Raw genomic sequence first — 15,277 nt, 5'->3', positions numbered from 1 at the left:
CGGCCGACCCGGTCACGGCACCCGCGAGGGCGGCCACCGCACCGGTGACCGCCCTCGACCCCGAGCGGAACCGTCCGCCGCCCGGATGATCCGTTCGACTCAGGCCTCCTGCTCGTCGGCCGGAGCCGACACACCCTCCTGCTGGGCGAGGTCGTCGAGGCACCGCTGCACCTCGGTCTGGCTCGCACCCTGCGACGCCTCCTGGAGGCACTGCTGGAACCCGGGCTGCATGAAGAAGGTGCCGATCATGGCGACGAGCGCGCCCGCGATGATCATGCTCAGCACGCCGAGGACGATGCCGCCGATCGCCATGCCGGTGCCGCGCGCCCGGCCCTTGCGGGCCTTGACGACGGCGACGATGCCGACGATCACCGCGACGAGGCCGAGGATCGCGCCGAGGACCAGCCACGAGCCGAGGAACCCCAGCACACCGAGGACGAGGGCGGTGATGGCGAGGGCGGCACTGGGGCGCGGAGCCCACGGGTCGCCGGCGCCGCGCGGGTCGCCGTAGCCGCCCTCGCCGTAGCCGGCGCCGGGGCCGCCCGGGCCGTACGCGCCCTGGTCGTACCCGCCCTGCCCGTAGCCACTCTGGCCGTAGCCACTCTCGCCGTACCCGCCCTGGCCGTAGCCGCCCTGCGCGGGGGCGTCCTGGGGTCGACCGCCCCGGCCGGACTCGTCGTACTTCCCGTAGGCGGGCTGCGGCGATCCGCCCGCGTCCGAGCCGCACCGGCCCGGCTCGGCGTACGCGCCGTAGCGCGGCGCCTCGCTCGAGCGGGGCCCCTGCTCGTCGGGGCGCGGGGTGTCGGCGCCGCCCCGGCCGGCCTCGTAGCGCGGCATCTCGCTCGTCGCGTCGTAGGGCGGCGGGGTCGAGCCGCCGTCCCCGCGGTCGGGGTGGTCGTATCGGCCGTTGTCGCTCACGGTGTCTCCTGGTGGTCGTCGAGGGCAGCGGTCTGCTCGCGGGCCCGGTGGCACCCGAACCAGGCCGGTTCGGACGCGACGCCGGGCGGGACGCGGACGCCCCTTCCCGACCAGCGTACGCAGCTCATCCGCCCACCGGCCGGGAGCCGCGCGGGCTCAGCCGCCGAGACCGTTCTTCTGGAGGAACTCGTCGGCCACGTCCTCCGCGTCCTTCTTGTCGATGACGACCTGCGTGACCATCGCCGCGAGCTGCTCCGTCGTGAGCTTCGCCGACACCGCGTCGAGGGCCTGCGTGACCTGCGGCGTCGAGGCCGACGCCGCCATGAGGGGCACGACGTTCTGCGCCGCGAACATCGACTTCGGGTCCTCCAGCGGCACGAAACCGTTGGCGGCGATGTTCGGGTCGGTGGTGAAGAGGTTCGCGGCCTGGACCTGGCCGTTCTTCAGTGCCTGGACGGTGAGCGGGCCACCGGAGTCGAGGGCCTTGAACTCCTTGAACGTCAGGTTGTAGATCGACTTCAGGCCGGGCACGCCGGTCTCGCGCGTCTTCCACTCCGCGGGGCCGCCGAGCACCATCTGCCCCGCCACGGGCGCCAGGTCGGCGATCGTCTTGAGCTTGTACGTGTCGGCCGTCTCCTTCGTGACGACGACGGCGTCCTTGTCCTCGGCGGCCGACTTCGCGCCGACGGTCATCCCCTGCGGGAGGACGGACTTCAGCTCGGTGTAGACCTCGTCCGAGGTCGTGCCGGAGACCTTCTTGCCGGCGTCCTTCGCGAAGTACTGGGCGAGCACGCCCGTGTACTCGGGCACGAGGTTGATCGACCCGTCCTTGAGGCCGGGGATGTACGTCTCGCGGCTGCCGATGTTCGGCTTCGTGCTCACCTGCATCCCCTTGGCCTCGAGGGCCCCGGCGTAGATGTCCATGAGCAGCTCGGACTCGGGGAAGTTCGCCGAGCCGACGACGATCTGGCCCGACGCGGCGGTCGTCGCGGAGGCACCGGCGAGCGGGTCGTCGCCGCCGCCTCCCCCGCAGGCCGAGAGGGCGGTGACGCCGCCGAGAGCGGTGGCGGCGAGGGCGGCGAGCGCGGTCCGGGAGCGGGTCATGACGGTCTCTCTTTCGTTCGGTCGACCAGAGGTGGGTGCGGTCAGGAGGCGGACGCGCCTGCGTCGAGCCGGTCGCGTTCGGTGCGGGACGCCGAGGCGCCGGAGTCGGCGTCGCGTTCGCGGCGGGCGCGGCGCGTCCGGCGACGGGTCCGCCCGCTGATCCCGGGTGAGACGGCGTAGCGCTGCGCGAGCCCGAACACGAGGTCGCACAGGAGGGCGAGCACGGCCACGAGGATCGCGCCGGCCGCCATCTGCGGGAAGTCGCGCACGGCGAGACCGTCGATGAGGAAGCGGCCCAGCCCCCCGAGCCCGGCGGTCGCGGCGATCGTCGCGGTGGCGACGACCTGCAGCAGCGCCGATCGCAGCCCGGAGAACACGAGCGGGAGCGCGCACGGGAACTCGACCCGGAGCAGCACCTCCCGGCCCGTCAGGCCCATGCCCTTCGCGGCGTCGCGCGCCGCGGGGTCGACCTCGTCGATGCCGGCGTACGTGCCCGAGAGGATCGGCGGGATGGCGAGCACGACGAGGACGAGGAGGTTGGGCAGGAGGAACGCGACGTCGCCCGTCAGTCTCGGCCCCAGCAGCAGCACCATGAGGTAGAGGAGGCCGAGGGTGGGGATGGCGCGCGCCGCGCCGGCGAGGTTGACGACGGCGAAGCGGCCGCGGCCGGTGTGGCCGACGTACATCCCCGCCGGGATCGCGATGAGCGCCGCGAGGGCGAGCGCGACGACCGAGTACTGCAGGTGCTCGAGGGTGCGGCTGACGATGGCGCCCGTGTTGGCGGGATCGAACAGCCACCCGAAGATCCGGGAGATCACGACGCCCTCCTGTTCCGCAGCCACGGCGTGAGCGCCCGGCCGGCCGCGAGGATGAGGAGGTCGAGCGCGAGCGCGAGCAGCACGCAGGCGACGATGCCGACGACGATCGGGGCGAGGAACGCCCGGGCGAAGCCGTCGGTGAACAGCGACCCGAGCTGGGAGACGCCGATGATCGCGGCCACCGACACGATGCTCACGTTACTCACGGCCGCCACGCGCAGGCCGGCCGCGATGACCGGCACCGCCAGCGGCAGCTCGACCCGCAGCAGCCGCGAGAACCGCTTGTACCCCATCGCGGTCGCCGAGAGCAGGACCTCGTCGGGCACCGCCGCGAGGCCGTCGGCCACGGTGCGCACGAGCAGCGCGATCGTGTACACGGTCATCGCGACGAGCACGTTGATCGGGTCGAGGATCTGCGTGCCCAGCAGGAGCGGCAGCAGGATGAAGATCGCGAGCGACGGGATCGTGTAGAGCAGCCCCGTGCCGAGGATGAGCGGCGGGTAGAGCCAGCGGTAGCGGCGGGCGAGATAGCCCAGCGGCAGGGCGATGGCCAGCCCGAGCACGAGCGGCACCGCCGAGAGGTACACGTGCCAGGCGAGGAACACCCCCACGTCGTCGAGGTGGGAGAGGAACCAGGTCACGACGCGCCGCCCTCGGTCCGATGCACGCGCTCGGCCTCGATGGCCTCGACGACCCGGCCGGCGGGCACCGTCCCGATGAGGGCGCCGTCGGGCGAGACGAGGACCCCGCGCCCCGACGGCGACGACAGCGCGGCGTCGAGCGCCTGCCGCAGCGATCCGTCCGCCCGCGCGACGGTGCCCCCGCGGTTGAGGAAGTCGGCCGAGGCGGGCGCCGCCATCTTGGCGGGCTCCACCCAGCCGGCGGGGCGACCCTCCTCGTCGAGGACGAGCAGCCAGCGGGCTCCCCCGGCGGCCGCGCGCGCGTCCTCGACGCTCGCGCCCAGCGGCACCGTCGGCTCGTCGTCGGCGCGCACCTGCCCTCCGGTGAAGGCGAGCGCCCGGTACCCGCGGTCGCGACCCACGAAGTCGGCGACCATGTCGCTCGCCGGCTCCGCGAGCAGCACGGCCGGCGACGCGATCTGGGCCAGGCGCCCTCCGACGTCGAGCACGGCGATCCGGTCACCCAGCTTGACCGCCTCGTCGATGTCGTGGGTGACGAACACGATCGTCTTGCCCATCTCGGACTGCAGCCGGAGGAACTCGTCCTGCAGCCCCTCGCGCACGACGGGGTCCACGGCGCTGAACGGCTCGTCCATGAGCATGACCGGGGGGTCCGCGGCGAGCGCCCGGGCGACGCCCACGCGCTGCTGCTGTCCGCCGGAGAGCTGGTTGGGGTAGCGGTCGGCGAACGCCGGGTCGAGGCCCACCCGCTCCATGAGCTCCATCGCGCGGGCCTTCGCCTTGCCGCCGTCCCAGCCCAGCAGCGTGGGCACGGTCATGATGTTCTGCACGATGGTGCGGTGCGGGAACAGCCCGGCGTGCTGGATGACGTAACCGATGCCGCGGCGCAGGCGGGCGGGGTCGACCGATCCGGAGTCCTCGCCGTCGATGGTGATGGTCCCGGACGTCGGCTCGATCATGCGGTTGATCATCCGCAGCGACGTCGTCTTGCCGCAGCCCGAGGGCCCCACGAGCACGGTGATCTCCCCGGTCGGGGCCCGCAAGCTGAGGTCGCCGACGGCCACCGTGCCGTCGGGGTATTCCTTCGTGACGGAGTCGAACTCGATCATCCTCCGGCACCTCGCTTTCGGGTTTGCCTGAGGCGCAACGGAATGCGGCCGGGACGGTCGTCGGGCCGGGTGGCGCGACGCGGACGGTCTGGGTCGGATGGTCGAACAAAGGTGCGGGTCAGCTTTACACACTGCCCCGGGCCGGACAACAGGGTGCCCCCGTGTCGGCCCTGCCGCGCGCGACGGCGCACGGGATACCGTGAGCCGGGTGAGTTCGCAGCCGGGCGACGCCGCCCTCCTCGACCGCGCGGCGACGCAGCGGCGGGTGGTACGCACCCTCGCGAGCGCCCAGGTGTTCTCGGGGCTCGGCAACGGCTCGACCCTCGCGCTCGGGTCGATCCTCGCCGTCGACCTCGGCGGCTCCGACACGTGGGCCGGGGCCGTGACGACGTGCATGACCCTCGGCACGGCCCTCGCCGCGATGCCGTTGTCGCAGGTCGCGCTCGCGCGCGGGCGCCGCGTCGCGCTCACGGGCGGTCTCGGCCTCGCGGTGCTCGGCACGTTCGCCATGGTGGCGGCCGTCGTCACCCGCCAGTTCGGGGTCCTCCTGCTCGGGTCGCTGTGCGTCGGCCTCGCCGCGGCCGTCAACCTGCAGGCCCGGTTCGCGGTCACCGACCTCGCCGAACCGGCCCGCCGCGGGCGCGAGCTGTCCTACGTCGTCTGGGCCATCACCGTCGGCGCCGTCCTCGGCCCCAACACCGTGCGCCCCGGCGCCGCGCTCTCCGACGCGCTCGGGCTGCCGCCCCTCGCGGGCCCGTTCCTCATCTCGGCGGCCGGCATGGTCGTCGGCGCCACGATCGTCGCGGTCGGGCTGCGCCCCGACCCGCTGCTCCTGCGCCGCGAGCTCGACGACGGTGGCCGCCGCCCGGAACGCCTGCGCTGGTCCGACGGCCTGCGGGTCGTCGCCGCCCACCGCACCGCGCAGGCCGCGCTCGCCACCGTCGTCGCCGCGCACGCCGTCATGGTCGCCGTCATGTCGATGACGCCGCTGCACATGCAGCACCAGGCCGGCACGCTCGCGCACCATCCCGACACGATCAGCCTCATCGGCCTGACGATCTCGCTGCACATCGCGGGCATGTACGGCCTGTCGCCGCTCATGGGGTGGGCCACCGACCGGTTCGGCGCCCGGGGCGTCGCGCTCGGCGGTCTGACCGCGCTCCTGGCCTCGGTCGTCGTCACCGGCGTGTTCGCCGACGCGATGCCCGTGGTCACCGGCGGCCTCGTCCTCATCGGTCTCGGCTGGTCGGCGGCGACCGTCGCCGGCTCCACCCTCCTCGTGTCCGCCCTGGCCCCCGCCGACCGGGTCCCGGCCCAGGGCTTCTCCGACGCGACGATGTCGCTGTCGGGCGCGGTCGCCGCGGCCGCGGCCGGCCCCGTCATGGGTCTGGTCGACTACCGCGGGGTGAGCGCCGTCGCCGGGGTGATCGCCGTCGCGGCGGCGTTCGCCGTGCTCGCCCTCACACGGCCTGCGGCACCGGCGCCGGCCCCGTGATCGCCACCGATCCGGGCACGATCCTCGCCGTCGTCGCGGCGGGACTCGGCGCGGGCATCCTCACCTCGAGCGTCGGCGTCGCCTCGCTCCTCAGCTTTCCCGTGCTCCTCGCGATCGGCCTCCCGCCGGTCGTCGCGAACGTCTCGAACACCCTGGGCCTCATCGCCGCGGGCGTCTCGGGCTGCCTCGGGTACCGGGAGGAGCTGAACGCCGACCGGGCCCTCGCGGCGAAGGTCATCGCGACGAACGCCGTCGGGGCTCTCGGCGGCGCCGCGCTGCTGCTGGCCCTGCCCTCCGAGGCGTTCGAGCGCGTCGTCCCCTGGCTCATCCTGCTCACCTGCCTGCTCGTGGCGACCCAGCCGTGGATCTCGGCGCGGGTCCGCGCGCACGTCGCGCGGCGCGCGGGGGCCGGCGGGGTCCTCGACCGGGGCTCCGGCCACGACGTCGACCACGGCTCCGGCCAGGCGCCGGAACACGTTTCCGGGCGCGGCTCCGCGCGCGCCGCCGACCACGGCCACGCCCCGCGGACCGCCATGTCCCCGGCGACGACGTTCTTCGCCACCCTCGTCGGCGTGTACGGCGGCTACTTCGGCGCCGGGTCGGGCGCCATGATGGTCGCCGTCCTCGGCTTCGGGCTCGACGTCGAGCTGCGGATCGTCAACGCCCTCAAGACCCTGTCGGTCTTCGTCGGCAACGTCGTCGCCGGCGTCGTGTTCGCCCTGATCGCCGACGTCGACTGGAGCGTCGTCGCGTGGCTGTCGGCCGGATCGATCGCGGGCGGCTACATCGGCGCCCGCGTCGCCCGCCGCATCCCCGCCCCCCTCCTGCGCGGCCTCATCGTCGCCGCGGGCCTGGCGGCCGCGGTCTCCTTCCTGCGCTGACCGGGGCCGACGGGCAGGCCGTGCTCCCCTGCCGAGCCCGCGCCGCACCCGAACCGGGGCTGTGGGACACCCGTCCAGGAGTACGCTCACCGCAGATCTAGGGGGGATCTCACACCACAGGGGGACGTCATGTTCACGCTCACGACCGACTACACGCTCACGACCGACCGCGTCGACGGCGCCGTCGTCCACACCATCACCGACCCGCAGGGGCGGGTCCTCGACACCCGTTCGGCGGCGTGCGCCTACCGCGGCGTGGTCCTGACCATCAGCGAGATGAGCGACCGCGCCGGAGTGTGGTCGTGGCACCTCACCACCGACGGGGCCCGCGCCGCCGCCGACCGCCTCACCCGCGTCCGGCCCGAGGTGCACTTCCGCGCGGTCACCGCGGCCTGATCGCGTTCCCGATGTTCGCGCCGGGACCGGCTCGGGGGCGGTCCCGGCGTCGCCGACGCACCCGACGAGCGCGCGCGAGAACACGATCCGCGCAACGTTGCGCACAGGCACGACGCCCGACGACTCAGCCAGGGGCGCGCGGCGGTCGATGGGGCGGGCGTGCCGGGGATCACCGGCTCCGGCCGCATGTCGACAACGTCGGAACGCACCGGTTCCGTCGGGTCCCGTTAGGCCACAAGACATGTGATTCGGCGGCGTCCGCCCACTCCCGCGCGGGACCGTCGACGTCCAGGTCGATCGTTCGACTTGGACGACCGAACATGTCACCATCGAATCACCGCGCCACTCGGTGCGGGCACGGAGCCTGGGGAGGCTCCACACGTTCTGGGGGGAACACACATGTCAGTCATCACCGGCATCACGCGCCGCGGGGGCGGCGTCGTCGTTGCACTCGGCCTCGCCGCCGTCCTGTCGGCGCCGGCCACGGCCTCGGCCGCCACGATCTCGGGCCTCGACCCGTCCAAGTACGTGCTCGCGACCGAGACGCCCGCGCTCAAGGCGCCCGTCACGAAGGCGCCCGCCGTCACGGTGTCCGCGAAGGCGCCGACCGTCAAGAAGTCCGTCAAGGCCCCGGCCGTCAAGGCCAAGAAGTGCGCCAAGGGCCGCACGGCGAAGCTCGTCAAGGGCGTCAAGGTCTGCGTCACGACGACGCGCACCCGCTGACGACCCGGCACCTCGCGACGCGTCCGGCCCGGCCCCGCTCTGCGGCGGCCGGGCCGTCGCGCGTCGTAGGGTTCGGAGCATGAGCGACAACCCCTACGACCTCGCCGAAGAGGCCGCCGCCCGCCTGCGCGAGCGGCTCGGCCTCGACCGCATCGACGTCGCCCTGGTGCTCGGTTCGGGCTGGTCGTCCGCCACCGAGGTCCTCGATCCGATCGCGTCGTGCGAGCTCGCCGACCTGCCCGGGTTCAGCGCTCCCGTCGTGCCGGGCCACGGGGGCCGGCTCATCGCCGTCCGCACGCCGGGCGGACGGGTCGCCGCGATCTTCACCGGCCGGACCCACCTCTACGAGGGTCGCGGGGTCGACGCCGTCGTCCACGGCGTGCGGACCGCCGCGGCCGCGGGGGCGAGCCGGATCGTGCTGACGAACGGCTGCGGCGGGCTCGACCCGAACCGGCCGCCCGGCACGGTCGTCCTCATCGCCGACCACCTCAACCTCACGGGCGCGACCCCGCTGCGGGGCGCCCGCTTCGTCGACCTCAGCGAGGCCTACTCGCGTGATCTGCGCGACCTCGCGCGGCGCGTCGAGCCCGGCCTGGGCGAGGGCGTGTACGTGCAGTTCCACGGCCCGCAGTTCGAGACGCCCGCCGAGGTGCGCATGGCGGGCATCCTCGGCGGCGACCTCGTCGGCATGTCGACGACGCTGGAGACGATCGCCGCGCGCGAGGCCGGCATGGAGGTGCTCGGGCTGTCCCTGGTCACCAATCTCGCCGCGGGCCTCTCACCCGTCCCCCTCGACCACCACGACGTGCAGGAGGCCGGCCAGGAGGCGGGGCCGCGTCTGCAGCGCCTCGTCACCGGACTGCTCGAGGTGCTGTGACCGACCCCCGCCCCGCCTGGCTCGGCGGGCTGCGCGCCGCCGTCGAGACCCACCGGCCGGACTGGTTCACCGACTTCGAGCCGCCGCCCCGGCCGCCCCGTCGGTCGGCCGTGCTCATCCTGTTCGGGGACGCCGACCGGCCGGGGCGCACGGGCCTGGACGTCGTGCTCACCGAGCGCGCCCCGAACCTGCGCACCCACGCGGCCCAGGTCGCCTTCCCGGGCGGCCACGTCGACCCGGAGGACGACGGGCCCGTCGACGCGGCCCTGCGGGAGGCGGCCGAGGAGGTCGGCCTCCGACCCGACACCGTCGACGTCGTCGACGTCCTGCCGTCGGTCTTCCTCGGCCCGAGCGGCACCGCGGTCACCCCCGTCCTCGCGTGGTGGCGCGAGCCGCACCCGATCGGCGTCGTCGACCCCCGCGAGGTCGCCCGCGTCGTGCGCGCCCCGCTCGACGAGCTCCTCGACCCCGCCCACCGCTTCACCGTCGTGGGGCCGCGGGGGTACCGGGGCCCCGGCTTCGCTGTCTCAGAGCGGCGAACGGAGGCGAGCTCGCGAGCCGCAGTGAGCGCGACAGACAATCCAGAGCGGCGAACGGAGGCGAGCTCGCGAGCCGCAGTGAGCGCGACAGACAATCCAGAGCGGCGAACGGAGGCGAGCTCGCGAGCCGCAGTGAGCGCGACAGACAATCCAGAGCGGCGAACGGAGGCGAGCTCGCGAGCCGCAGTGAGCGCGACAGAGAATCCAGAGCGGCGAACGGAGGCGAGCTCGCGAGCCGCAGTGAGCGCGACAGAGAATCCAGACCTCTTCGTGTGGGGGTTCACGGCCAAGCTGCTGGACGTGGTGCTCGACCTCGCGGGCATCGCCCTGGCCTGGGACGACACGGCGGAGCGGGCGTTGCCCGATCACCTGCTCGAGGCGTACCGCCGCGACCCGCGCGTGCGGTGGACGCGCGACTGACGCACCCCCGGCTCTCGCGGGGAGCCCCGCGCGCCCCGCCCTCCGATCTCCCGCACCTCCGCGGACCGCCCCGGCACTCATAGCGTCCTCACAGGAAACGCATACGGCTCTCATGCCGTCCGGACAGGGCCGGCTCAGCTCCCGTCGTCACGGTGGAGCCATCGGCGCCCACCGCCCGATCCACCCGATCGGCCACGCCTGCGCGCCACCCCGATCCGGCAGGAGACGACAGCCATGGCCACGCTCTTCCGCGGCGACACCCACCGCGCCACCGACACCACCACGACCCACCCCGAAGGCACCGACCCCGTCACCGGGGGCCGCACCGCGTTCGGCCCCTCGGCGAGCGACGGTCGCGATCCCGCTGCCCCCGCCGGGCCGTCGGGCCGGTCCGCCCGGCCGCGGGGCCGGCGTTGGGCGGAGCTCGTCGCGGCCGCCGCGATCGCCGCTCTCGTCTCGACGGGGACGACCCTGGCCGTGACCTCCGACGACCCGGCCACCGGTGCGGGCACGACCGCGAGCGCGGGCACGGCCGCCGCGCTCACCTCCGCCGGGGCGTCGCCGTCCGGCAGCGGCGTCGACTGGAGCAAGGTGGCCGCCGCGACCTCCCCCGGCGTCGTCGCCATCGGCGTGACCACCGCGCAGGGCAGCGGCGAGGGGTCGGGCGTGGTCTGGGACGCGCAGGGCAACATCGTCACGAACAACCACGTCGTCGCGGGCGCGGGGCAGGGCGCGAAGATCGAGGTGCGGATCGGCGCGCAGAAGAGCTACGCGGCCACGGTCGTGGGCACCGACCCGACGACCGACCTCGCCGTCATCCGCCTCACCGATCCGCCGCAGGACCTCACGCCCGTCACCCGGGCCTCGGCCGGCTCGGTCGCGGTCGGCGACCCCGTCATGGCCCTCGGCAACCCGCTCGGCCTCGCGGGGACGGCGACGACGGGCATCGTGTCGGCGCTCGACCGGCCCGTGACGACGCAGGTCGCCTCGGCGAACGAGAACTCCGCGTTCGCCCCCGACACGAACGGCTCCGGGGAGGTCGTCACGGCCGCCATCCAGACGTCGGCCGCGATCAACCCGGGCAACAGCGGCGGCGCGCTCGTCGACGCCTCGGGCCGGCTCGTGGGGATCAACTCCTCGATCGCGCAGCTCTCGGCGGGACAGTCGCCGTACGGGTCGCAGCAGGAGTCGGGCAACATCGGCATCGGTTTCGCCATCCCCGTCGGCGAGGTGAGCACCATCGTGGGCCAGCTCATCTCCTCCGGATCGGCGAAGCACGCGACCGTGGGCATCGGCGTGGCCGACGCGGAGGTCGCCTCGGACGGCGCCACCGTGAGCGGCGCCGGCATCCGCTCGGTCACCGCGGGCAGCCCTGCCGCGTCGGCCGGGCTGAAGGTCGGCCAGGTCGTCACCGCCGTGGACGGCCGGCCCGTCGACTCCGCCGACGGCCTCGTCGGCCGCATCCGCGGCCTGGCCGTGGGCCAGAAGGTGACCCTCACCCTCATGGACTCCGCGGGCGCGACGAGCGAGGTCGCCGTGACCCTCGGCTCCGGCAGCCGCTGATTCACATCGTCCCCACAGCTGCGTCAGCGCCGGTCACAGGACCGCCGCCGATGGTGAAGGCGTAGGACATCCACACCACCTCAGGAGCGAGCATGAAGACCAGGAACACCATCGCCACCGTCCTCGCGGGGGCGGGCCTCGCGGGCGGCATCGCGTTCTCCGTCCCGGCCCTCGCGGAGACGACGCCGACCCCCAACCCGACGTCGTCGACGTCCGGATCGGCCGACGCCGCGGCCGACCAGGGACCCGCCCAGCGCTTCGCGGCGGCCCTCAAGGGCCTCGTCAGCAGCGGCACCCTCACCCAGGCCCAGTCCGACAAGGTCGCCGCGGCGCTGAAGCCGGCCGACGGCGAGGGTCCCGGTGGCCACGGCGGTCCCGGCGGGCGCCACGGCCACGGCCCGGGTGGCGGGATGGGGATGCGCGGCGGGGAGGCCGTGCAGGCCGCCGCGGCCAAGGCCCTCGGCCTCACCGCCGAGCAGCTCCGGACCGAGCTACAGACGAAGTCGCTCGGGCAGATCGCGGACGAGAAGAAGGTGTCCCGCGCCACCCTGACCGCGGCGCTGAAGTCGGCGATGACGTCCGAGTTCACCGACGGCCTCGACGAGCGCATCACCCGGATGCTCGACGCCAAGGCGGGCGACCGCCCGGCCCGGCCCGGGCAGGAGAGCAACGAGCAGGGCGGGCAGACCAGCCCGGCTCCGGCCCCGACGACCTCCGGTTCGTCGACCTGAGGCGTCCCGCATGACGACGGGGGTCCCGCACACGCGGGGCCCCCGTCGGCGCGTGCCGGGACACTGCGCCCGCGGTCGCGCTCCCGGATGCGGCGGCCGCGGAGACGTCCGCCCACCCGGCCCGGAGGGCAGACTGTCGGTGTCCCGCGAGAGGAGGAGCGCGTGTTCGAACGCTACGAACCGTTCGACGTCGACGTCGGCGAGGTGCGCATCGCCGGCCGCCGCAGCGTGGGCCCCGCCGGGCTCCCGCCCGTCCTGCTCCTGCACGGCCACCCGCAGACGCATCTCATCTGGCACCGCCTCGCCGACGAGCTGGCGGAGCACGCCGACGTCGTCGCGGCCGACCTGCGCGGCTACGGCGCCTCGGGCAAGCCGGCCGGCGGCGGCGACCACGCCGCCTACGCCAAACGCACGATGGCGGCGGACATGGTCGCCCTCATGCAGACGTTCGCCCACGACCGCTTCCTCGTCGCCGCCCACGACCGCGGAGCCCGGGTCGCGGCGCGCCTGGCGCTGGACCACCCGGACGCCCTCACCTCCGCCCTGCTGCTCGACGTCGCCCCGACGAGCCTCATGTACGCCGCCACGGACCGCGCCTTCGCGACCGCGTACTTCCACTGGTTCCTCCTCATCCGCCCCGAACCCCTGCCGGAGCGACTCCTGGCGGCCGACCCCCGCGCCTACGTCGAGGGCGTCCTCGGCGGGCGTCACGCGGGGCTCGCCCCGTTCCCGCCCGAGGTCGTCGACGCCTACGTGCAGGCCCTCGCCGCCCCGGGCACGGCCCACGGCATCTGCGAGGACTACCGGGCGTCGGCGGGGATCGACCTCGAGCACGACGAGGCGGACCGCGCCGCCGGAGCGCGCACCCCGGTGCCGCTGCGGGTGCTGTGGGGCGCCCACGGCGTCGTCGGGCGGTTCGAGCCGCTCGACGCCTGGCGCGGGTGGGCGCACCAGGTCAGCGGCCGGGCCCTCGACTGCGGCCACTACCTCCCCGAGGAGCGTCCCGACGACGTCCTCGCCGAGATCCTCGCTCTCCTCGTCGCCGGAGCACCCACCGCCTTGCCCCAACCCTGACGTTTCGTTAGGTTATGAACCGAACCTCACGTCGCGTCATGGTCGCCGCCACGGGACGAGGACTCGACGACGCCGACCTGCCGGCGTCGCTCCTCGCCCGTCGTCCCGTCGACACGGGTCGACGGAGGTCGACGTCCGGCGGGGGCCGGCCGTCACGCACCGGCACAGGGGGACCACCATGGCGACGTCAGCACCGGCGACAGCACGGCGGCGTCGCACTGCGGCCACGGTCCAGGTGGCCGCGTCCGGGCGGCGCCCGCCCGGCTCCGGCTCGCCCCACCGCGCCCCGCGGGGGGCGTCGACGGGCGGGCCCCACCCCGAATCCCCTCGTCGCCCGACCGCGGCCGACGCCCCCGCACCCCCGGCCGGCACCCTGGCCGCCGAGTTCGACCCGCGCGCCAACAGCCTCGGCCTCATGCGCCTCCTGCTCGCCGTGATCGTCGCCGTCGCCCACGCGGGCGCGATCGGCTTCGGCACCCAGCCGCACCTCGGGGCCACCGAGGTGGGGGCGATGGCCGTCGACGCGTTCTTCGTGCTCAGCGGGTTCCTCGTCACGCGCAGTCTCATGCGGCTGTCGATGGGCCGGTACGCGTGGCACCGCTTCCTGCGGATCATGCCCGGGTTCTGGGTGTGCCTGCTCGTCACCGCTCTCGCGGTCGGGCCCGGCCTCGCACGGCTCGAGGGCCGGGACCCCCTCGCGGCCCTCACCGGGTCGCCCTCGACCCTGAGTTACGTCCCGGCCAACGCCCTCCTCTTCGTCACCGACTGGTCGGTGGGCGGACTGCCGTCGGGCACGTACACGCCCGGGGTCGTCAACGGCGCGCTGTGGACCCTCTTCTACGAGGCCACGTGTTACGTCGGGATCGCGGTCCTCGGCGTGCTCGGCGTCCTCCGCCGGCGCCGGTGGGTGCCCGTGCTCGGGGTCGCCCTCATCGGTCTCGTGGTCGCGGTGGGCGAGGTGGCCGGCCTCGACCTGCCGGGCGACCTCTTCCTGCGCTTCTTCCTCGCGTTCGGCCTGGGCGCCCTGGGGCACGTCTTCGCCGACCGCATCCCGATGCGCCGCAGCCTGCTGCTCCTCGCCGCGGCGGCCCTCGCCGTGTCGCTCGCGACGACGACCCAGTACCTCGCGTTCGGCGCGCTGCCCTTCGCCTACCTGTGCCTCTACGCCGTGGTGCGGACGCCCTGGCTGCGGCACGAGCCGCCCGCCGACCTCTCCTACGGCCTGTACGTCTACCACTGGCCCGTGCTCGCCCTGCTCGCCACGGCCGGGGCCACCGCCCTCGGGCGGCCGCTGTTCACCGTGCTCGGTCTCGCCCTCGCCCTCCTCGCGGCGGCGGCCTCCTGGTACGCCGTCGAGAAGCCGGCCCTGTCGCTGAAGAACCTGGGCCGCTGACGAGCCGGCGGACCGCGGCGCTCGGTGTCGAAGAACCATTCGGGCCGGGTCGACGAGGGGCCGGACCGTGCCCCGATCTCGACGTCGCTGCGGCGCAACGTCTTTCGATCGGCCCCTCACGCGGCGGGGTCATCGACCCGGCCCGAATGGTTCGTCGATCCGGCGCCCGCTCCGTCTGACCGGCGAGTCCCCCGCCGACGACAACGCCGGCCCGCCTCCGGACGGAGGTGGGCCGGCGTCGGCGTGCGGGTGGATCAGACGGCGTCGAGGTCGGACTCGATGAGCGCGGCGATCTCGTCGACGGCGGCCTGGTCGTCGGAGGTGACGACGAGGCGGGCGCCCTTCTCGGCGCCGAGCGTCATGATCATGAGCGCCGAGGCGGCGTCGACGGCCTCGTCGTCCCCGCCCTCGAGGACGAGGTCGATGTCGGCGTCGTACTTCTCGGCGGCCTCCGCGACGATCGCGGCGGGACGGGCGTGCAGGCCGACGGCGGAGCCGACGGTGACGGTCTTGCTGGGCATGATGCCTGCCTTTCTCGGGGGTTGCGGACAGTCAATCAGGGGTGGGTGCCGCGCGGGCCGCGAGCCCGCCCGGG

Annotated in this window: 16 protein-coding genes; 10 read left to right on the top strand and 6 right to left on the bottom strand. The window is 74.5% G+C overall.

All coding sequences use genetic code 11. The features are described 5' to 3' along the window. Nucleotides 1-99: 99 nt before the first annotated feature. From ICW24_RS17855 to ICW24_RS17835, 5 genes are all read right to left on the bottom strand, one after another. A complete protein-coding gene (locus tag ICW24_RS17855) occupies nt 100-918 on the bottom strand; it encodes a DUF4190 domain-containing protein (protein ID WP_226347082.1) in 819 nt (272 codons plus the stop codon). Nucleotides 919-1,074: 156 nt separating this feature from the next. After that, entirely contained in the window at nt 1,075-2,022 is a 948-nt protein-coding gene (locus ICW24_RS17850) for an ABC transporter substrate-binding protein (protein ID WP_226347081.1), read from the bottom strand. 41 nt (nt 2,023-2,063) lie between these two features. After that, a complete protein-coding gene (locus tag ICW24_RS17845) occupies nt 2,064-2,840 on the bottom strand; it encodes an ABC transporter permease (protein WP_226347080.1) in 777 nt (258 codons plus the stop codon). Continuing rightward, a complete protein-coding gene (locus tag ICW24_RS17840; RefSeq protein ID WP_226347079.1) occupies nt 2,837-3,481 on the bottom strand; it encodes an ABC transporter permease in 645 nt (214 codons plus the stop codon). The genes ICW24_RS17845 and ICW24_RS17840 overlap by 4 nt, the downstream gene beginning before the upstream one ends. Next, the gene (locus tag ICW24_RS17835) at nt 3,478-4,590 is read right to left on the bottom strand and encodes an ABC transporter ATP-binding protein (RefSeq protein ID WP_226347078.1); all 1,113 of its coding nucleotides are present in this window, start codon (nt 4,588-4,590) and stop codon (nt 3,478-3,480) included. Before ICW24_RS17835 ends, ICW24_RS17840 begins: the two co-directional genes overlap by 4 nt. Nucleotides 4,591-4,798: 208 nt before the next feature. On the opposite strand from ICW24_RS17835, the gene ICW24_RS17830 reads away from it, so the two are divergent. The 10 genes from ICW24_RS17830 (at nt 4,799) to ICW24_RS17785 (ending at nt 14,682) form a co-directional block, all read left to right on the top strand. Next, nucleotides 4,799-6,085, top strand: coding sequence for an MFS transporter (locus ICW24_RS17830; protein WP_226347077.1), 1,287 nt, complete (start codon nt 4,799-4,801; stop codon nt 6,083-6,085). Next, nucleotides 6,082-6,966, top strand: a complete 885-nt coding sequence (locus ICW24_RS17825; RefSeq protein ID WP_226347076.1) for a sulfite exporter TauE/SafE family protein — start codon at nt 6,082-6,084, stop codon at nt 6,964-6,966. Before ICW24_RS17830 ends, ICW24_RS17825 begins: the two co-directional genes overlap by 4 nt. 129 nt (nt 6,967-7,095) lie before the next feature. Next, nucleotides 7,096-7,362: a hypothetical protein gene (locus tag ICW24_RS17820; RefSeq protein WP_226347075.1), complete on the top strand. Its 267-nt coding sequence runs from the start codon at nt 7,096-7,098 to the stop codon at nt 7,360-7,362. Nucleotides 7,363-7,761: 399 nt separating this feature from the next. After that, nucleotides 7,762-8,085: a hypothetical protein gene (locus ICW24_RS17815; protein WP_226347074.1), complete on the top strand. Its 324-nt coding sequence runs from the start codon at nt 7,762-7,764 to the stop codon at nt 8,083-8,085. 79 nt (nt 8,086-8,164) lie between these two features. Next, nucleotides 8,165-8,962, top strand: a complete 798-nt coding sequence (locus tag ICW24_RS17810; protein ID WP_226347073.1) for a purine-nucleoside phosphorylase — start codon at nt 8,165-8,167, stop codon at nt 8,960-8,962. Then, a complete protein-coding gene (locus tag ICW24_RS17805) occupies nt 8,959-9,921 on the top strand; it encodes an NUDIX hydrolase (protein WP_226347072.1) in 963 nt (320 codons plus the stop codon). Before ICW24_RS17810 ends, ICW24_RS17805 begins: the two co-directional genes overlap by 4 nt. A gap of 234 nt (nt 9,922-10,155) precedes the next feature. Beyond that, nucleotides 10,156-11,484 carry a S1C family serine protease gene (locus ICW24_RS17800; protein WP_226347071.1) on the top strand — a complete coding sequence of 443 codons (1,329 nt, stop codon included), beginning with the start codon at nt 10,156-10,158 and terminating at the stop codon, nt 11,482-11,484. A gap of 92 nt (nt 11,485-11,576) precedes the next feature. Then, nucleotides 11,577-12,215, top strand: coding sequence for a hypothetical protein (locus tag ICW24_RS17795; RefSeq protein WP_226347070.1), 639 nt, complete (start codon nt 11,577-11,579; stop codon nt 12,213-12,215). Between the two features lie 162 nt (nt 12,216-12,377). Then, entirely contained in the window at nt 12,378-13,289 is a 912-nt protein-coding gene (locus tag ICW24_RS17790) for an alpha/beta fold hydrolase (RefSeq protein ID WP_226347069.1), read from the top strand. 415 nt (nt 13,290-13,704) lie between these two features. After that, nucleotides 13,705-14,682, top strand: coding sequence for an acyltransferase family protein (locus ICW24_RS17785; protein ID WP_226347068.1), 978 nt, complete (start codon nt 13,705-13,707; stop codon nt 14,680-14,682). Between the two features lie 254 nt (nt 14,683-14,936). Here the strand turns inward: ICW24_RS17785 and ICW24_RS17780 are convergent, their stop codons facing one another. After that, the gene (locus tag ICW24_RS17780; RefSeq protein ID WP_226347067.1) at nt 14,937-15,203 is read right to left on the bottom strand and encodes an HPr family phosphocarrier protein; all 267 of its coding nucleotides are present in this window, start codon (nt 15,201-15,203) and stop codon (nt 14,937-14,939) included. Between the last annotated feature and the right edge of the window lie 74 nt (nt 15,204-15,277).

This window comes from Agilicoccus flavus, from assembly GCF_014857905.1.
GTDB classification, from domain to species: Bacteria; Actinomycetota; Actinomycetes; order Actinomycetales; family Dermatophilaceae; genus Agilicoccus; species Agilicoccus flavus.
This window is presented reverse-complemented; position numbering and strand designations above follow the sequence as displayed.

Excerpts from the sequence above, each read along its gene's own strand:
- ICW24_RS17850 (WP_226347081.1), bottom strand. The coding sequence starts at position 2,022 with ATGACCCGCTCCCGGACCGCGCTCGCCGCCCTCGCCGCCACCGCTCTC.
- ICW24_RS17835 (WP_226347078.1), bottom strand. The coding sequence starts at position 4,590 with ATGATCGAGTTCGACTCCGTCACGAAGGAATACCCCGACGGCACGGTG.
- ICW24_RS17820 (WP_226347075.1), top strand. The coding sequence starts at position 7,096 with ATGTTCACGCTCACGACCGACTACACGCTCACGACCGACCGCGTCGAC.
- ICW24_RS17815 (WP_226347074.1), top strand. The coding sequence starts at position 7,762 with ATGTCAGTCATCACCGGCATCACGCGCCGCGGGGGCGGCGTCGTCGTT.
- ICW24_RS17810 (WP_226347073.1), top strand. The coding sequence starts at position 8,165 with ATGAGCGACAACCCCTACGACCTCGCCGAAGAGGCCGCCGCCCGCCTG.
- ICW24_RS17800 (WP_226347071.1), top strand. The coding sequence starts at position 10,156 with ATGGCCACGCTCTTCCGCGGCGACACCCACCGCGCCACCGACACCACC.
- ICW24_RS17795 (WP_226347070.1), top strand. The coding sequence starts at position 11,577 with ATGAAGACCAGGAACACCATCGCCACCGTCCTCGCGGGGGCGGGCCTC.
- ICW24_RS17785 (WP_226347068.1), top strand. The coding sequence starts at position 13,705 with ATGCGCCTCCTGCTCGCCGTGATCGTCGCCGTCGCCCACGCGGGCGCG.
- ICW24_RS17780 (WP_226347067.1), bottom strand. The coding sequence starts at position 15,203 with ATGCCCAGCAAGACCGTCACCGTCGGCTCCGCCGTCGGCCTGCACGCC.